The sequence below is a fragment of the Variovorax sp. Soil_C_12 genome (assembly GCF_057657375.1).
In genome coordinates, this window is record NZ_JBDGIO010000007.1 from 164,441 (window position 1) to 181,955 (window position 17,515).

A 17,515-nucleotide genomic window follows, 5' to 3' on the forward strand; every position below is an offset into this window, starting at 1 on the left:
GATTGATTCAGTTTTCAATTAATCAAACCTGGCTTATTAAAGATTGGTATGGGAGTTAATGCCCAACTCCGACGATCTGCACTTGTTCAACGTCCTGACCAAGTCCGAGACGCTGGCGGAGTGCGCCCGCAAACTCGATGCGACGCCGCCCGCCGTGACGAGCGGCTGCGCGTGCTGGAAGAGCGCATCGGCGTCCCTCTGATCGACCGGGCCGGCCGCAAGATCACCCTCACCGAGGAGGGTCCGCTGGTGGCCTCGTACGGCGCGCCATCGCTGCCTGGTGGTGCGCGAGAACGACGAGGACGTGACGCTGTGACGCTCTCAAGCCACTCCTTCCCAGCTGGGACGCGCCGGCAGACGATGTGATTGCCATGCTGGGCACGCGATCCGGCCGCAGCGCCCGCACCACCGCCCTTTTCTCGCCATGCTGCGCCAATCCCTCGCCGCCGCCGTGGCGCAGGCGAGCGCTCAAACCGTGACGCCGGCCCTGCACACCGTCCCCTTCGCCGAGGCTCGGCTGCCGAGCACCCGTGACAGATTTGCCAGCATTTCACGCACCAGCCGTGGCAAGTCGTAGTTGTGCCGCCAAACCCAATCGTTGCGCGCGCAGCGGTCGTCGATCGCGTTGGGCCAGCCACTCGCAATGGACTGGCGAAAATCCGGTTCGTACCGGATCTCGAAACCCGGCAGGTGCTTTCGGATTTCCGCCGCGATGTCGCTCGGCATGAAGCTCAGCCCGCCCAGGTTGTAGCTGCCCCGCTCGGTGATCCCCGCCGCGGGAGCCTCCATCAATTCGAGGGTCGCACGCACTGCGTCGTCCATGTACAGCATGGGCAGAGCTTCATCTGGCGCGAGAAAGCAGGTGTAGGGCTCGCCCTTCAAGGCGGAGTGGAAGATGTCGACGGCGTAATCTGTTGTTCCGCCTCCAGGACTCGTCTTCCAGGAAATCAGGCCCGGGTAGCGCAGGCTTCGCACGTCGACACCGTGCTTCTCGAAGTACCAGCGGCACCAGCCCTCCCCCGCGAGCTTCGAGATGCCGTAGACGGTTCTTGGCTCCATCACGGTCGTCTGCGGTGTGCCATCCGCCGGGGTCGTCGGGCCGAACGCCGCGATGGAACTGGGCCAGAACACCTTGTCCAGCTTGTACTGCCGCGCGACCTCGAGGACGTTCAACAAGCCGTCCATGTTGAGCCTCCACGCCCAGGCCGGTTGCGTCTCTCCGGTCGCCGAGAGCGCTGCCGCCAGGTGGTAGATCTGCGTAATGCGGTGCTTCTCCACAAGCGCGGCAAGCCGTTGCGCGTCGGTGACGTCGAGCATCTCATAGCGCAGGTACGCATGCTGGCCGGCTTCGAGCCGGTCGCTCGCGACAACGTTGTCCGCGCCGTAACGGTCGGCCAGTGCCGCCGTGAGCTCCGTGCCCAACTGGCCATTGGCACCGATGACGAGAATCCGAGGTGCCTGCGTCATGCGATCACCTTCAACTCGTGGCGCGCCTGCTCAAAGGCACGCAGTGCATCGTCGAGCTGCTCCCGCGTGTGCTGCGCGCTGATCTGCACGCGGATGCGAGCCTGGCCCTTGGGCACGACCGGGTAGAAGAAGCCCGTGACGTAGATACCCAGCTCCAGCAGCCGGCGGGCGAACCGTTGCGACAGCTCCGCGTCATAAAGCATCACGGGGATGATCGGATGGTCGCCCGGCTTCAGATCGAAATCACGTGCGAGGAGGCCCGCGCGGAAATAGCGCGCGTTGTCTTCCAGCCTGTCGCGCAGGCTCGTGTCACCTTCCAGCAGATCGAGCACCCTCAAGGTCGCACCGACGATGGCCGGAGCCAGGCTGTTGGAGAACAGATAGGGGCGCGAGCGCTGCCGCAGCAGCTGTACCACTTCCCGCTTCGCGCTGGTGAATCCACCCGACGCACCGCCTAGCGCCTTGCCCAGCGTGCCCGTGATGATGTCGATCTTGCCGAATACGTCTCGATACTCGTGGGTGCCGCGCCCACTCTTGCCGAGGAAGCCGGTGGCGTGCGAGTCGTCCACGCCCAGCAACGCACCGAACTCATCGCAGATCGCCCGAATCTCATCCAGGCGCGCAATGGTTCCGTCCATGGAGAAAACGCCGTCGGTGAACACGAGCTTGTACCGGGCCCCAGCTTCATCCGCAGCCTTCAACTGCGCGCGCAAGTCCTGCAGGTCGTCGTGCCGATATCGAAAGCGCCTCGCCTTGCACAGGCGGATGCCGTCGATGATGGAGGCGTGATTGAGCTCGTCGCTGATCACCGCATCCTCCGGCCCCAGCAAGGTCTCGAACAGGCCACCATTGGCGTCGAAGGCCGATCCATACAGGATCGTGTCTTCCGTGCCCAGAAAGCACGAGAGCCGTGCTTCCAGTTCCTTGTGAGCATCCTGCGTCCCGCAAATGAATCGCACGGAGCTCAGCCCGAAGCCCCGGGCATCAAGGGCGGCATGGGCCGCTTCAACCACACTCGGGTGGGACGAAAGGCCGAGGTAGTTGTTGGCGCACAGGTTGATGACTTCGCGCCCGTCGGCTGTCGCGATGCGGTTGCCTTGGGGCGAAGTGATGGTGCGTTCGGCCTTCAGCAGGCCTGCAGCCTGGATCTGTTCGAGTTCCTGCCGCACCGCGGCGTAGAAGTCTGTGGTGGTTTCCATAGGGTCGTCCTGTTTTGAGCTAGAGAATCTCTGCTGCGGCTGGGGCGCTGACGCGCTTGCGCAGAACACGCTCGAAGTGGCCGGGGTCGTGCGGCTTCAGCACGGCGGCCGGGCGTGGCATGTGCAGGTCCCGCAAGCGCGACAGCCAAAAGCGCAGCGCTGCGGCACGCTGCATCGCGGGCAACAGGCGACGCTCCTGCGGCTGCAGCGGGCGCACCGATTGGTAGGCCGCCAGGAATGCGGCTTCGCGCATGGCGTCATGCCGCCCGCCGCCCAGGTCCACACACCAGTCGTTCAGGGACACGCCAATGTCGTACAGCCAGGTATCGCAACCGGCGAAATAGAAGTCGAGGATGCCCGTCAGGCGCTCGCCCTCGAACAGCACGTTGTCGCGAAACAGGTCGCCATGGACCGGTCCGCGCGGCAGTGCCGCGTAGTCTTGGGACGCGGCAATGCGGTTCTGGAAGTCGACCTCGCCCGTGAGCAGCTTGCGCTGGCCTTCGTCGAGGTATGGAGACACCAAAGAACCGGTTTCGCCCCACCAGCGCAGCCCACGAAGGTTGGGCTGGTACCGGCCGTACTCCCTCGCAGCCAGATGCATGCGCGCGAGCATCGCACCCAGGGCTGCGCAGTGCGCGCTAGAAGGATCCAGTTCGCTCTTGCCTCGCAGCCTGTTCACCACCACCGCGGGCTTGCCATTCAGACGGTGCAGGATGCGACCCTCACGATCCGGCACCGGGTCGGGCACGGGAATTCCCCGTCCAGCCAGGTGTTGCATCAGGTGCAAGTAGAAGGGCAGTTCGTCCACCGCCAGGCGTTCGAACAGCGTCAGCACATGCGGGCCGTTATCCGTTTCGACGAAGTAGTTGGTGTTCTCGATGCCGCCGGAGCAGGCAACAAGAGCCCGCAAGTGCCCCAGATCAAGCGTGCGCAGGAAGGCAGCGCCTTCGTCAAACGAGACTTCGGTGAAGACAGCCATGGCAGTTCAGGCCACATGCGCGGCGATGTAGGCCTTCACCGCCTGCTCATCCGCGGGCAGGACCTGGACGCGCTTGGGCAGGGATTCGAGGCCCAGCAGTTTCGTCGGCCGGTCCGGCTCGCGCCCGAGCGCTTCGCGGATGGTGGCGGCGAACTTGATGGGCAGGGCCGTTTCCAGGACGATCATGCGCACGCCCGGCCGCAGGTGCTCGCGCGCGACCTTCAGGCCGTCGGCCGTGTGCGTGTCGATCATCACCTCGAAGCGCTCGAACGTGTCGCGGATCGTGGCGATCCGGTCCGCGTGCGTGCTCTTGCCGGAGACGAAGCCGAACTTCGCATCGCTGGCAAGCTCGAAGCGGCCCTTCGTGCGCAGTTCCTCACCGAAGAGCCGCTTGACCGTTGCAGCATCCCGCCTGACAAGATCGAAGACGAAGCGCTCGAAGTTGCTGGCCTTGGAGATGTCCATCGACGGGCTGGACGTTTCGTAGGTGTCGGCGCTGCGGCGCACGCGGTAGATGCCGGTGCGGAAGAACTCGTCGAGCACGTCGTTCTCGTTGGTGGCAAGCACCAGCCGCTCGATTGGCAGGCCCATCATGCGCGCCACGTGGCCGGCGCAGATGTTGCCGAAGTTGCCCGAGGGCACGGCGAAGCTCACCTTTTCGCCGTCGCCCTTCGTCGCCTGGAAGTAGCCCGCGAAGTAGTAGACCACCTGCGCCACCAGGCGAGCCCAGTTGATCGAGTTGACCGTCCCAATCCGGTAGCTGCGCTTGAAGTCCAGGTCGTTGGAAACGGCCTTGACGATGTCTTGGCAATCGTCGAACACACCCTCGATCGCGAGGTTGTGGATGTTCGCATCCTGCAGGCTGAACATCTGGGCCTGCTGGAAGGGGCTCATGCGGCCGAGCGGCGAGGTCATGAAGACGCGCACGCCCTTCTTGCCCTTCATCGCGTACTCGGCGGCGCTGCCGGTGTCCCCGGAGGTGGCGCCGAGGATGTTCAGCTCCTCGCCGCGGCGGCCCAGCTCGTACTCGAACAGGTTGCCCAGCAGCTGCATGGCCATGTCCTTGAAGGCCAGCGTGGGGCCATTGGACAAGGCCTCGAGGAACACGCCCTCTTCCAGCTTCTTGAGCGGCACGATGGCCTTGGTGCCGAACACTTCCGCGGTGTACGTCTTGCGGCAGATGGCGCGCAGGTCGATGGCGGGAATATCGTCGATGTAAAGCGACAGGATCTCGAAGGCGAGGTCCGCATACGACAGGCCTCGCCACTTCGACAGCTGATCGGGCCTGACCTGCGGATAGTGCTCGGGCAGGTAGAGACCGCCATCGGGCGCCAAGCCTTCCAGCAGGATGTCGCAGAATCGCTTGCGGGCGGGATCGCCCCGTGTGGATAGGTAGAGCATCATCGCTTGGAGGACGAGTCCGTGCCGTGCAGCGCCAGCCGTGCCACAGCCACGAACCAGCGCACGCCGAAGGCCAAGGCGTCGTCGTTGAAATCGTAAGAAGGATCGTGCAGAGGCGCGGGGTTCGCGGCGCCTCGCTGGCCTAGCCACAGGTAGGCTCCCGGCCGATCCTGCAGCATGAAGGCGAAGTCTTCCGAGGTGAATGCCGGTGCCGCAGCGGTCTGCGCTTCCATGCCGGCGCTACGCGCCGCTTCCAGGGCGAGCTGCGCCTGGGCGGCGCTGTTGATGGTGGCAGGGTAGTAGCGCGTGTACTCGACGTCGATGGTGGAGCCGCTCGCGCGTGCCACGCCGGCGGCGACATCGCGTACGGCCTTCTCGATCGTGTCCTGCACAGCCACGTTGAAGCTGCGCACGGTGCCGGTCAGCTCGGCCGCCGCCGGCAGCACGTTGTGCGACTGGCCACCGCTGATGCGCGTGACCGAGAGCACCGCGTTCTCGGTGGGCGGAACGCGCCTTGAAACGATCGTGTGCAGCTGGGCCACCAGTTCGCTAGCGGCCAGCACCACATCGGGCGTGTTGTGGGGCTGGGCCGCATGTCCGCCGCGCCCCCGCACCACGATGTCGAAGCGATCTGCCGCAGCCATGATGGGCCCGGGCCGCGTCGCCGCCACGCCCAGCGGCAGGTCCGGCCAGTTGTGCACGGCGAACACGGCCTCGCAGGGGAATCGTTCGAAGAGGCCTTCTCGCACCATCTCGCGCGCCCCGCCCCGCCCTTCCTCGGCCGGCTGGAAGATGAAGGTGACGCAGCCCTCGAGCGATTGGTCGCGCGCGAGATGACGTGCGGCGCCAAGCAGCATCGCCGTGTGGCCATCGTGCCCGCATCCATGGTGCCGCCCGGGGAAGCGGCTGATGTGCGCGCGATCACCCTGTTCCAGGATGGGCAGGGCATCCATGTCGGCGCGCAGCCCGACCATGCGATCCGAGCGTCCCCGGCGCAGGACGCCGACCACGCCCGTGCCACCGATACCTTCGTGCACTTCCAGACCCGCCTCGCGCAAGGCTGCCGCGACGATACCGGACGTCCTGCGCTCCTCGAACGCCAGTTCGGGGTACGCGTGCAGGCGGCGGCGCAGGGCGATCAAGTCCGGGATGAGATCGTCAATCATGGCGGTCATGGCTCAGTACCCCTTCTCGCGGTCAACCATGCCCACCAGCGGCGCGCCGGCCTCGTGGCGACGGATGTTCTCCAGCACGAGATCGACCGCCGTCTCGGGCTGGGTCATGCTGGCGACGTGTGGCGTCAGCATGATTCGCGGATGCGACCAGAACGGGTGGTCCACAGGCAGCGGCTCCGGTGCCGTGACATCGACCACTGCGGCGGAGATCCAGCCGCTATCGAGCGCGTCAAGAAGGGCTTGGTGGTCGAGCTGCGCGCCCCGCCCCGCATGGACCAGTGACGCTCCACGCGGCAACGCACCGAAGAGCTTCGCATCGAGAATGCCGCGCGTTTCATTCGTCAGCGGCAACAGGCAGACGAGGATGTCGGTAGCCGACAGCATGACTGGCAGTTCGTTCTCGCCCGCGTAGCAAGTCACGCCCTCGAGCTGGTGGCGTGAGCGGCTCCAGCCGGCCAGCTGGAAGCCAAAGCTGCGAAGTTGCGCAAGCACCGACTGGCCCAGCACGCCCATGCCGAGAACGCTCACCCGCCGCTTGGAGGCTGGATGGACGCGATGCGCGGTCCACTTTCCCTGCCGCTGCTGCTCGATGTACGCGGGCAGATCCCGGTGCAGCGCCAGGACGGACATCGTTGCGTACTCCACCATCCCGGCGACAACGCCAGGTTCGGCCAGCCGCACAACAGGCAGCCCCTGGGGAACCTTGCTCAGATCGAATTGGTCCACCCCGGCGCCGGTGGAGAACACCAGTTCCACGTTGGGAAACTGCCGCTCGAAGCCTTCGGGCAGTGTCCACGCGGCCAGGTAGCGCACGCGCTCCGGGTTGCCGGTGTCAGGCCAGATGTGGAACGGCAGGTCTGGCGCCCTCGCGGCGAACAGGCGTGCCCACTCCGCCCCGCGCACGGGATCGGCTTTGTAGACGAAAGCCATGGCTACTTGTTGTAGACGACCCAGATCTTGCGGGTCGTTTCGATGCAGTGCCAGATGCCGGTGAACTCGGGCTTCATCACGAATGCGTCGCCGGCGCGCACCTGCACCGGCGCCTTCCCGTCCTCGGTCACTTCCGACACGCCAGAGAGGATGTAGCAGAACTCCCAGGTGCCGCCCTTGATGGAGCGGTACGTGCCCGGCGTGGTTTCCCAGACTCCGGCCCGCACCTTTTCGTCGTTTGAGCGGTCGACGTCCCAGTTCTTGAACTGCGCGTTGCCTGCGATGACGCGTTCAGGCAATGGCCCACCGTCGCGCGCGGTGCCCAGGTCGTCGAACTTGAAGAAGGTGAGATTACTCATGAAGAATGTTCCTGTATTGAATGCTGCGGCCTAGATGGCGCCGACCTCGACCTTCGAGCCATCGCCAAAGCGGGAATAGCGGAAGGGCGCGGGGTCGATCGCGGGTTGCACGCCCGTGGCCATGCTCGCGGCCACCTGCCCTGCGGCGGGCCCCAAGCCGAAGCCGTGGCCGCTGAACCCGGCGGCAAGCACGAATCCCTTGACGCGATCGACGGGCGAGATGACGGGCACCGCGTCGGGCGTGCTGTCGATGTAGGAGCCCCAGGCCTGGGACACCTTGATGCCGGGCAGTGCAGGATAGAGCCGCTTGAAGCGGTCCACCAGGTAGCGGATCGCCTTGGGGTCCGGCGCGGGATCCAGCACCCGGATCTGCTCGAACGGCGATTCCTCGTCGAACTCCCAGCGGTTGAGCGCTTCGGGCCCACGAAAAAACGAGCGTCCGACGCCGATTTCGACCGCCTTGAGGCGCTTGATGAACATCGGCATGAAGTCACGTGCGTACCGCAGGCCCTGGGGCGTGAGCTCCAGCGTCCCTTTGCCGCTGATGGCCACGATGTAGCCGCCATCGGGGCGGCGCGTCAGCGTGCACTCCGGCGTCGCGAGCGCTGGTGCGAGACCTTCGATCGGCGGTGTGCGCAGCACGGATGCGCGCACGCTCGCCTGCGGAAACGAGATGCCATGGCGGCGGCAGAACGCGGATGCCCAGGCGCCGCCAGCGCACACCACGGCGCCCGTCCTGATCAGGCCTTGCTCGGTGAACACGCCGCTGACCGTGCCATTGGCGATATCGAGGCCGCGCGCCGCGCAGTCCTGGTGGAGGGTGGCCCCGAGAGCACGCGCGCCTTCGGCAATGCCAGGCGCTGCCAGCGCGGGGTCGGCCGTGCCGTCATCCATCGAGTGCACGCCGCCCAGCCATTTGCGGGCACTGCTGCCCTGCATGACGCTCGCGGCCTCCGCAGCATCGAGCATGCGCGTTCGCACGCCGAACGGCCGTCCGGACTCTCTGCCCCAGGCTTCCCAGGTGGCGATCTGCTGCGGATCATCGCTGGCGTAGTACAGGCCGCAGCGCCGGAAGCCGAGGTCGCGACCGATGTCGCGCGTCATCTCGTCCCATAGGCGCATCGAGAGGCCCGACAGCGGCAGTTCGCGCACGTCGCGGTTCTGCTGGCGGCACCAGCCCCAGTTGCGGCTGGACTGCTCGCCGCCGACGTAGCCTTTTTCCAGGACGGCGACGGACAGCCCACGCTTGGCCAGGAAATAGGCCGTGGAAACGCCCACGATGCCGCCGCCGATCACGACGGCGTCGGCGCGCTCGGGCAGCTTTTCGTCGCTGTGGATGCGAAGGATGGATGGAGACATAAGCTTTCGTCAGATGTCGTCGCGAATGCACGCTGTCGCGTGGTTGCGATCGACGATCCTGAGTTCGGGCACCCCGCCCGCGCACGCCGGCTGCGCGTGCGGGCAGCGCGTGCGGAATGCGCAGCCCGACGGAGGCGCCAGCGGACTCGGAATGTCGCCCTTGAGCAGTTCGCGCGGGCGACGCTGCCGCGGATCGATGTTCGGCACGGCGGCCATGAGGGCACGCGTGTAGGGATGCCGCGGATTGTTGAGCAGCGATTCGGCGTCGCCGATCTCCACGAGGCGGCCCAGGTACATCACGGCAATGCGGTCCGAGATATGGCCCACTACCGCGAGGTCGTGGCTGATGAAGAGCATCGTGAGGCCGAGCCTTTGCTTCAGCTCCAGCAGCAGGTTGATCACCTGCGCCTGCACGGAAACATCGAGGGAAGACACCGGCTCATCCGCCACCAGCAGCTGCGGCTGGGTCATCAGCGCGCGCGCGATGCCGATGCGCTGGCGCTGTCCGCCCGAGAACTCGTGCGGGTAACGCGAACGGTGCACCGGGTTCAATCCAACGGTCTTCAGCACGGCATCGATGCGGTCGCGCCGTTCCTGCGCCGTCAGCTGCGGCATGTGGATCGCCAGCGGAGCGGAAAGCAGTTCCTCGACGGTGTGCTTCGGGTTCAGCGAGGAGTAGGGGTCCTGGAACACCATCTGCATTGCACGGCGAAGTGGCCGCATCTGGCGGCGCGTGAGGCCCACCAGCGGTTTGCCGTCGAAGTGGACCTGTCCTGCCGTCGGTGGATCCAGGTTCAGGATGGCACGGCCGATCGTGCTCTTGCCCGAGCCGCTTTCGCCCACCAGGCTCAGCACCTCGCCTCGGCGGATGTCGAAGTTGACGCCGTCGACGGCTTTCACGGTGTGCGCCGGCTTGCCCAGCCAGCCGCCGCCGAGCGGATACCACTTGCGCAAGCCTTCGACCTGCAACAGCACAGCGGCGGATTGTTGTTGCTGCATCACACGCCTCCTTGGATTTCCGGCCAACGCACGCACCGCACGAGATGGCCGGGGCCGGCGCTTTCCAGGTCCGGCACCGCGGCATCGCAGCGGCCCGGCTCAAAATGGCCGCAGCGCGGCCCGAAGGTGCAGCCCGGAGGATGCGCAGCCGGATCGGGCACGTTGCCCGGGATCGCGAACAGCGGCGTCTTGCGCGCACGGTTCGAGTGGAGCCGCGGAACCGACTGGATCAGCCCCCGGCTATAGGGATGCCGGGGCTCGGTGAAGAGCTCCACGACACCGGCTCTCTCGACGATGCGGCCCGCGTACATCACCATCACGCGGTCGGCGATCTCGGCGACTGTTCCGAGGTTGTGCGTGATGTAGATCATGGCCATCCGGGTTTGCGACTGCAGCTTCTGCAGCAATTCCAGGATTTGCGCCTGAATGGTGACATCGAGGGCCGTGGTGGGTTCGTCGGCGATCAGCAGCGAGGGCTCGCAGGCGATCGCCATGGCGATCATCACGCGCTGGCGCATGCCCCCAGACAACTCGTGGGGGTAGTTCGCGAGCCGCCGCTTCGGGTCCGAGATGCCGACCTGATTCAGGAGTTCGGCAGCACGGTCCATTGCCGCGCGCCCGTTCATTCCCAGGTGGATCCGCAAACTTTCGCAGATCTGCGCGCCGACGGTATGCACCGGATTCAGCGAGGTCATCGGCTCCTGGAAGATCACCGAGGCGACGCCCCCCCGCACCTGGCGCATCACGTGCTCGGACGTGCCCACGAGTTCGTAGGTCTTGCCATTGCGCGCCGCGAGTCGTGCCGACCCGGTGATCGTGCAGTAGGGCGCGGGTGGCGTGAGACCTAGCAGGCCCAGGCAAGTCACGCTCTTGCCGGAACTGGTTTCGCCAACCAGCGCCAGCGTCTCGCCGCGCCGCACCGAGAAGCTGACATCACGCACGGCGTGCACGGCCCCGGACCCCGAGCGGAATGCGACGTTCAGATCGCGCACCTCCAGGATGTTTTCCGCTTCGGCGGTGGCTCGGGCATGCGCATTCATGATGTTGTCCGTTTCGGCGGCCGCCTGAGCGCAGCCGACGGTCATCGGTTCAAAATGGATTGCGTCCATCATGGTCAACGATCCAGTTTGGCGTCCAGCGCATCGCGCAGGCCATCGCCGATGAAGTTGAAGCTCGTCACGGTCAGTGCGATCGCCACGCCCGGCACGATCGCGAGCCACGGCGCGTTGGTCAGGTAGCTCTGTGCGTTCTCCAGCATGTTTCCCCAGCTGGGCGTCGGGGGATGGATGCCGAATCCGAGGAAGCTGATGTACGACTCCGCCAGGATCGCGTGGGCGATGTTCAGCGTGGCGGCCACGACGATAGGCGCGACCGCGTTGGGCAGCAGCTCGCGGAACATGATCCTCAGGTCACTGGCGCCCAGGGACTCGGCGGCCAGCGCGAAGTCGCGCTCGCGCAGCGATCGGACCTGCCCTTCGACCACGCGAGCGACTTCCATCCAGCTGGCCACGGCGATGAGCACGACGATGGACGTGACCGAAGGCTCGATCAGCGCCGCGACCGCCAGCAGCAGGAAGATCGTCGGGAAGCAAAGCATGGCATCCACGAACCGCATCAGCACGGCGCCGACGACGCCGCGGTAGAAACCTGCCACCAGGCCCACGAGCACACCCATCAGCATCGACAGCAGCGTGGCCGCAAAGCCCACCGACAGCGAAATGCGACCGGCGTACATCAGCCGCGCCAGGATGTCGCGCCCCAGCGGGTCGGTGCCGAGGATGTGCGGTCCCGCGAACGGCTCGATGAAGCGGCTGCGGATGTCGGTGTCCGTGGCGTTGAACGGGATCAGGGACGGTCCCAGGAAACTGAACAGGGTCATGAAGACGACCACGAACAGTCCCAGCATCGCGATGCGGTGCCGCATGAAGCGGCGGAGGGCCGGATACCGTTCGCCCAAAGGCCGGCGCCCCGGCGCGATCTGCGTAGTGTGAGCGGCGCTCATTGGGCACCTGCCTTGATGCGGGGGTCCGCAACGGAGTAGAAAAGGTCCGCCAGCAGGCTGCCGAGCAGCACCATGCAGGCGGTGAACATCAGCATGCCCATGACCACGGGATAGTCGCGGTTGCTCACGCTGTCGAGGAAAAGCCGCCCCATCCCCGGCCAGGTGAAGACGGTCTCGGTCACCAGAGCGCCGCTCAGCAGCGTGGAGACGTGCAGGCCGGTGATGGTGATCATCGGCAGCAAGGCGTTGCGCAGCGCGTGGTGCACGAGGATGCGTGCCGGCGAGACACCCTTTGACTTGGCTGTCCGGATGTAGTCCTGATTGATGACGTCGAGCATCGAGGACCGCATGTATCGGCTCCAGACGGCAGTGGATACCAACGCCAGCACGATGCACGGCGCAACCAGGTGCTGCAGGCGGTCGACGAACGAGCCATCGCCGATGGTTTCGCGGCCGCCAGCCGGCAACCAGCCGAGGTTGACCGAGAAGGCGTAGATCACGGCCAGCCCGAACCAGAAGGTCGGGATCGACAGCGCCACCATGGCGCCGATCGTGGCCAGATGGTCGAAGAACGAGTAGCGGCGAACGGCGCCCAGGATGCCGATCATTCCGCCGAGGAACATCGCCAGCAGGGTGGACGAGATCATCAGTTCAAGGGTCGGTCCGACGTGTATCCCGATCTTCACCAGGACCGGCAGATCGTCCCGGTACGACCTGCCCCAGTCACCCTGGAGCAGGTTTCCGGCCCAATCCAGGTACTGGACGGGCAGTGGGCGATCCAGGCCGTATTGGGCCATGAGCCGCTCCACGTCCTCGGGCCCGAGAGTGCCGGTCGCGAGGAACTGCGACAGCGGCCCCCCCGGCGCCAGGTGCAGGATCGCGAAGGCGATCATCGAAACCAGCCACAGCAGCAGCAGGGCCTGCAGCAGGCGGGTCTGGAGATAGCGTCCCATGGCGGGTTCCTCAGGCTGTCCACCGCCAGCTGGAGGCGTTCCAGCTGTTCGCCAGCGTGTTCACGTTGGAGGCGTAGCCATCGAGGCCGACCTTCGTGCCCTCAATCTCCACCGAGTTGAACAGCGGCAGGAAGGGCAGGTCGTCCATGATCAGCTCCTGGACCTTGGCATAGATTTCCTTGCGCTTGGCGACGTTGTATTCCTGGCGCCCTTTGGCGAGCAGCGCATCCACCCCGGGACTCTTGTACTGGCTCACGTTCGAGCCCGTCTTGGTCTCCTTCGGGATGGCGCCGGAGCCGAAGCGGTGCGTGACGTCCGGGTCCGAGGCGATCGTGTAGGTTGGAGCCGTCAGCAAGCTGTCGAACTCGGAGTTCCGCCAGAAATCGGCCCACAGCACCGCCGCCACCAGGTTCTTGATCTGCATCTCGACGCCGATCTTTTTGAAGTCGTCCGCGATGAGCTGCTGCGTCTGCGCGCGCAGCTGGTTGCCCGTGACCGTCGAGTTCGTGAAGGACAACCGCACGCCGTTCTTGACGCGGATGCCATCGGGGCCCCGCACCCAGCCGGCCTGGTCCAGCATCGCCGCGGCCTTCTTGGGGTCGAACTCGGGCTTCGGCAGGTTGGCGTTGTAGGCCCAGTGGGTGGGGACCAGGTAGCTGTTCGCCGGCTTGGGAAGGCCGTCGTAGACCTGGTCGCAGATCGCCTGCCGGTCGATCGCGATGTTCAGCGCCTTGCGCACCGCCTTGTCCGCCAAGGCCGGGTGCCCCAGGTTGAGCGTCAGGTTCTCGACGGAGGGCTTGTGCGCCGTGTGGACGCGGCGGCCACGCAGGGCCGTGGCTTCCTTGTAGAAATTGGTCGGGATGCCCTGCAGGCCGATGTAGTCGATTTCCCCGGTCTTGAACTGCGTGTACATCGCGTTCAGGTCCGGAACATACTTGAAGATCAGGCGGTTCAGGCCGGGAGGTTTGCCGAAGTAGTTCGGGTTGGCTTCGAGGATCACGTGGTCACCGGTCTTGCGGCTGACAAAGCGGTACGGCCCCGTCCCGATGGGGGCGGCGGCGAACTTCGGCGAGTTCGGGTCAGGGTCCTGCGACAGGATGTGCGCGGGAACGATGAAGGTCCAGCTCAGCACGGAAGTCATCGGCGCGTACGGCTCCTTCAGCTTCCACGTGATCACGTTGTCGCCCTCCACGCTCACGGTCGCGATGAGCTCGAAAGCGGTGCGATTGCGGGCGCGGAACGCCGGGTTCTTCATCAAGGCCATCGAATACCGGACGTCTTCCGCCGTCAGGGGCTTGCCGTCATGCCACTTCACGTCGCTGCGCAGCTCGACGCGCCAGGTCAGTCCATCGGCCGAGATGCCGCCGTTTTCAAGGGTCGGGACTGCCTTCGCCAGCATCGGCACGAACTTGCCTTGGGCATCCAGCAACCAGAGGGGCGTGAAGAGGTTCCACCAGACGCCCTGGTCCACCTCATTGGCGGTCATCAGCGGGTGCAGGACGGTCACCTCCTGAGAGAAGGCAAGGATGGCCTGACCGGTGGGCTTCGTGGCCTGGGCGAAGGCGCGCCCGCTCGCCGCCAGGCCGACGGAGCTCAAGGCGAACGCAGCGGCCCCTGCGAAGATGGCGTCGCGACGGGTCAGGTTGACCATGAGGGGATCGCCGGTGCTCGTCGCCGGCTCCATGTGCATGCCCCTTGGTTCTGTGCGGTGGTCGTTCATCGTTGTCTCCTTGGTAGGTTTGCTGGGTAACTAAGCGGTTGCGGCTTCCGGCTGCAGTGCAGGAACGATGGCGGCGAATCGGTGGATGCTGTAGTGCGCCAGGTCGATGTCCGTGGCGCCCCGGTCGATCAGTTCCGCCATCACATCGCCGACGCCCGGCCCCGTCTGGAAGCCGTGGCCGCAGAAGCCGAAGGCGTAGTACAGGCCGCTCACGCGCTGGCTGGATCCCATGACCGGGAGATCGTCCGGGAAGTAGCTTTCGACGCCGCTCCAGGTGCGCAGCACGTGGACGTTCGCGAGCGCCGGGGCGATGCGCCGCAGGTGCGGCAGCTGCAGCAGCGTGTTGCCCGGCCTGGGCTGGGCGCGGCGCTCATCCAGGTGCGCTTCGTTGCGCACGCTGCCGCCAAAGACGATGTTGCCGCGCTGGACCTGGCGGAAGTACATGTCCTCGGCGGGGTTCGCGCTCGTGACGCCGACCACCGGCACGATGCCGTAGGGCATCGGTTCGGTGACTCCCATCGTGGGACCACGCTGCACCAGGGGCACCGACTCCCCGAAGCCCTCGCTGAACTTGCCGGCCCAGGCGCCTGCGCAAACCAGCGCAATGGGTGCGGTGACGGTTGTCCCGTCCTTGGCGGCCACATGGAAGTCGAGCGCGTCCTTATGGATGTCCAGCACCTCGCAGTTTTCCACGATGGTCGCGCCGGCCTTGCGCGCCGCGCGGCCGAACGCCGGTGCCGCCAGGCGGGGATTGGCGTGGCCATCGTTCGGGGAGTACGACCCGCCGATCACGTCCGGTGCGAAGAACGGAAAACGCTTATGGACTTCGGCTTTGCCGAGGATCTGCAGCTTGAGTCCCCAGGGGCGCGCATCGGCCGCGTATTGCTCGATCGCCGCGACGCCGTATTCGTCGTACACCACCTTGATGCTGCCGCTCACGATGAACTCCGCGTCGTGACCGATCAGTTCCGGCAGGCGCCCCCAGATGTCGCGCGAGCGATGCGCCAGCGGCAGCTGCGGCAGGAACCGGCCTTGCCGCCGCACGTGGCCGAAGTTCACGCCGCTGGCCTGCTGGCCCACCAGGCCACGCTCCAGCAACACGACCGACAAGCCGCGTTTGCGCAGGAAGAAAGCGCTGGCCGCGCCCACGATGCCGCCGCCGACGATGACGACGTCCGCGGCGAGTTGCTTGCCGCTCATTCGGCACCTCCCATGGCGAGCGCTGAAATCGGCAGCGGCTTCACTGGCCCCTGCCCGCGGATGCGCCCGACCTGCTCCACCGGGATCCCGGCGGCATGCGCCACGATTTCTGCTGCCGCGTGCCCGCAATAGCGGCCCTGGCAACGGCCCATGCCCACGCGGCACAGGGCTTTGGCACGGTTGATCTCGCAGGCACCGAGCTCCCTGACGGTGGTGCGCAGCTCACCCGCGGTGACCACTTCGCAGCGGCAGACCACGGTGCTGTCCGGCAATACGGCCGCCGCCTGGTGCGGCCAGGGAAACGCCTGCAACAGGCCCTGGCGGAAGCGCTCCATCTTCTGCAGCGTGGCGCGCAGCTCGGCAACTTCCGGTTCGCTGCGCTTGATGCCCAGGTCGGCCAGGCACGCCAGCGCCGCGAGGCGCCCAGCCGCTTCGGCGCCGTCGGCGCCGGCCAGGCGCACGCCGTCGCCCGCAAGGTAGATTCCCCGTACGCTGCTGCGGCCATCCTCGTCGATGCGGGGCAGCCACTGACGCGACGCCGGGTCGAACCGGAATTCGCACTTGGCGAGATCCGCGAGCTGCGCTTCGGACCGCAGGTGGTATCCCAGCGCCACGGCATCGCACTCGAAAGCGTGTTCGCGGCCGCGGCCGTCGCGCACCCGCACGGCGCTCACGCCGCTTTGCGGCGAGCCGCTGATCTCGACGGGCGTGACCCCGGTCATCACGCGCACTCCCGCCATGCGCAGCGAGGCAACGAGCTTCAAGCCGTTGAGCAGGACGGCCGGGCGGGTGGCGAGCCGGGGCAGCGCGCGCAGGCGCAGCGCGGAGGCCGAGGTATCCAGAACCGCCTCCACCTGTGCACCTGCGGCCAGGTACTGGGAAGCGACGAGATAGAGCAACGGGCCGGTGCCCATGAACACGACGCGCTGGCCGATCGCGCAAGCCTGCGACTTCAGCGAGATCTGCGCGGCGCCCAGGCTGTAGCAGCCGGCCAGGTCCCAGCCCGGCACCGGCATCAGCCGGTCGGTGGCGCCGCTGCAGACGATCAGGGCGTCAAACGGCAGAACCTCGGCTTTGCCGGCACGCACGACGTGCAACCAACCGGGTTCAAGATGCCACGCCAGCGTCTCGGCACGCCAGTCGATGCGGTCACGCAGCTGCTCGAAGCTGCGGTGCAAGGCCTGCGCCTTGTCCGCTTCGGTTCCATACAGCTTCGCGTAGGGACGCTTGAATCCCTCGGGCTGCCTGCGGTAGATCTGGCCACCATCGCGGCGGCTCTCGTCCACCACCAAAGGGCGGATGCCACGTGCAACCAGCGCCTCCGCCGCGCGGACCCCGGCAGGGCCAGCACCGACGATGACTATGCGAGCTTCGCCCATTCGGCCTCCTGTGCGGAAGTGAGGATGCGCATGCCGTCGCGCGCCGGCGTGCTGCAGGCGCGGATGCGCTGCCCTTGCTCGTCGCGCACCCAGCAATCCTGGCACGCGCCCATCAGGCAGAAGCCGGAGCGCACACCCTCCGAGAACTCGGAATGGCGCAGATGCCCTGTGTTCGAAAGCAGCGCGACCAGCAGCGTGTCGCCCTCGAGGGCCCTCGTGCGTCGACCATCGATCCACAGCCGGATTTCGCGGCGCCCGGTTTCGCCGAGCCGCACGAAGCGCGGCAGAGGGGTGTTCACACCGTTCATTGGAAGCCTTGTTGGGTCACACCGAAGTACTGGATTGCCCGAAGTATCGAAACAGGTCTTCATACGGTCAAATACAAGTTTCACC

Annotated in this window: 16 protein-coding genes; all 16 read right to left on the reverse strand. The window is 66.2% G+C overall.

What is annotated here, in order from left to right:
• Positions 1–468: 468 nt before the first annotated feature.
• The 16 genes from AC3A6X_RS20115 to AC3A6X_RS20190 are packed head-to-tail and all read right to left on the reverse strand — an operon-like array spanning position 469 to position 17,430.
• Entirely contained in the window at positions 469–1,467 is a 999-nt protein-coding gene (locus AC3A6X_RS20115) for an NAD-dependent epimerase/dehydratase family protein (protein WP_487843852.1), read from the reverse strand.
• Positions 1,464–2,666 carry a glycine C-acetyltransferase gene (gene kbl / locus AC3A6X_RS20120; protein WP_487843853.1) on the reverse strand — a complete coding sequence of 401 codons (1,203 nt, stop codon included), beginning with the start codon at positions 2,664–2,666 and terminating at the stop codon, positions 1,464–1,466. The genes AC3A6X_RS20115 and kbl overlap by 4 nt, the downstream gene beginning before the upstream one ends.
• 19 nt (positions 2,667–2,685) lie before the next feature.
• Positions 2,686–3,645: a homoserine kinase gene (locus AC3A6X_RS20125; RefSeq protein ID WP_487843854.1), complete on the reverse strand. Its 960-nt coding sequence runs from the start codon at positions 3,643–3,645 to the stop codon at positions 2,686–2,688.
• Positions 3,646–3,651: 6 nt separating this feature from the next.
• On the reverse strand, positions 3,652–5,046 hold the full coding sequence (gene thrC, locus AC3A6X_RS20130) for a threonine synthase (RefSeq protein WP_487843855.1): 1,395 nt from the start codon (positions 5,044–5,046) through the stop codon (positions 3,652–3,654).
• Positions 5,046–6,221, reverse strand: coding sequence for an amidohydrolase (locus AC3A6X_RS20135; RefSeq protein WP_487843856.1), 1,176 nt, complete (start codon positions 6,219–6,221; stop codon positions 5,046–5,048). The genes thrC and AC3A6X_RS20135 overlap by 1 nt, the downstream gene beginning before the upstream one ends.
• 3 nt (positions 6,222–6,224) lie before the next feature.
• A complete protein-coding gene (locus AC3A6X_RS20140) occupies positions 6,225–7,151 on the reverse strand; it encodes a 2-hydroxyacid dehydrogenase (protein ID WP_487843857.1) in 927 nt (308 codons plus the stop codon).
• Between the two features lie 2 nt (positions 7,152–7,153).
• Positions 7,154–7,510 (reverse strand): cupin domain-containing protein, encoded by a 357-nt coding sequence (locus AC3A6X_RS20145; RefSeq protein WP_487843858.1) that lies wholly within the window; start codon positions 7,508–7,510, stop codon positions 7,154–7,156.
• A 30-nt stretch (positions 7,511–7,540) separates the two neighbouring features.
• Entirely contained in the window at positions 7,541–8,869 is a 1,329-nt protein-coding gene (locus AC3A6X_RS20150; RefSeq protein WP_487843859.1) for an NAD(P)/FAD-dependent oxidoreductase, read from the reverse strand.
• Between the two features lie 9 nt (positions 8,870–8,878).
• Positions 8,879–9,868, reverse strand: coding sequence for an ABC transporter ATP-binding protein (locus tag AC3A6X_RS20155; RefSeq protein ID WP_487843860.1), 990 nt, complete (start codon positions 9,866–9,868; stop codon positions 8,879–8,881).
• A complete protein-coding gene (locus tag AC3A6X_RS20160) occupies positions 9,868–10,980 on the reverse strand; it encodes an ABC transporter ATP-binding protein (protein WP_487843861.1) in 1,113 nt (370 codons plus the stop codon). Before AC3A6X_RS20160 ends, AC3A6X_RS20155 begins: the two co-directional genes overlap by 1 nt.
• Positions 10,981–10,982: 2 nt before the next feature.
• Positions 10,983–11,870: an ABC transporter permease gene (locus tag AC3A6X_RS20165; RefSeq protein ID WP_487843862.1), complete on the reverse strand. Its 888-nt coding sequence runs from the start codon at positions 11,868–11,870 to the stop codon at positions 10,983–10,985.
• Positions 11,867–12,823 (reverse strand): ABC transporter permease, encoded by a 957-nt coding sequence (locus AC3A6X_RS20170; RefSeq protein WP_487843863.1) that lies wholly within the window; start codon positions 12,821–12,823, stop codon positions 11,867–11,869. The genes AC3A6X_RS20165 and AC3A6X_RS20170 overlap by 4 nt, the downstream gene beginning before the upstream one ends.
• Positions 12,824–12,833: 10 nt before the next feature.
• Positions 12,834–14,543 (reverse strand): peptide ABC transporter substrate-binding protein, encoded by a 1,710-nt coding sequence (locus AC3A6X_RS20175; protein WP_487843864.1) that lies wholly within the window; start codon positions 14,541–14,543, stop codon positions 12,834–12,836.
• A 30-nt stretch (positions 14,544–14,573) separates the two neighbouring features.
• On the reverse strand, positions 14,574–15,743 hold the full coding sequence (locus tag AC3A6X_RS20180; RefSeq protein WP_487843865.1) for an NAD(P)/FAD-dependent oxidoreductase: 1,170 nt from the start codon (positions 15,741–15,743) through the stop codon (positions 14,574–14,576).
• On the reverse strand, positions 15,740–17,122 hold the full coding sequence (locus tag AC3A6X_RS20185) for an FAD/NAD(P)-dependent oxidoreductase (RefSeq protein WP_487843866.1): 1,383 nt from the start codon (positions 17,120–17,122) through the stop codon (positions 15,740–15,742). Before AC3A6X_RS20185 ends, AC3A6X_RS20180 begins: the two co-directional genes overlap by 4 nt.
• A complete protein-coding gene (locus AC3A6X_RS20190; protein ID WP_487843867.1) occupies positions 17,104–17,430 on the reverse strand; it encodes a (2Fe-2S)-binding protein in 327 nt (108 codons plus the stop codon). The genes AC3A6X_RS20185 and AC3A6X_RS20190 overlap by 19 nt, the downstream gene beginning before the upstream one ends.
• Positions 17,431–17,515: the final 85 nt, after the last annotated feature.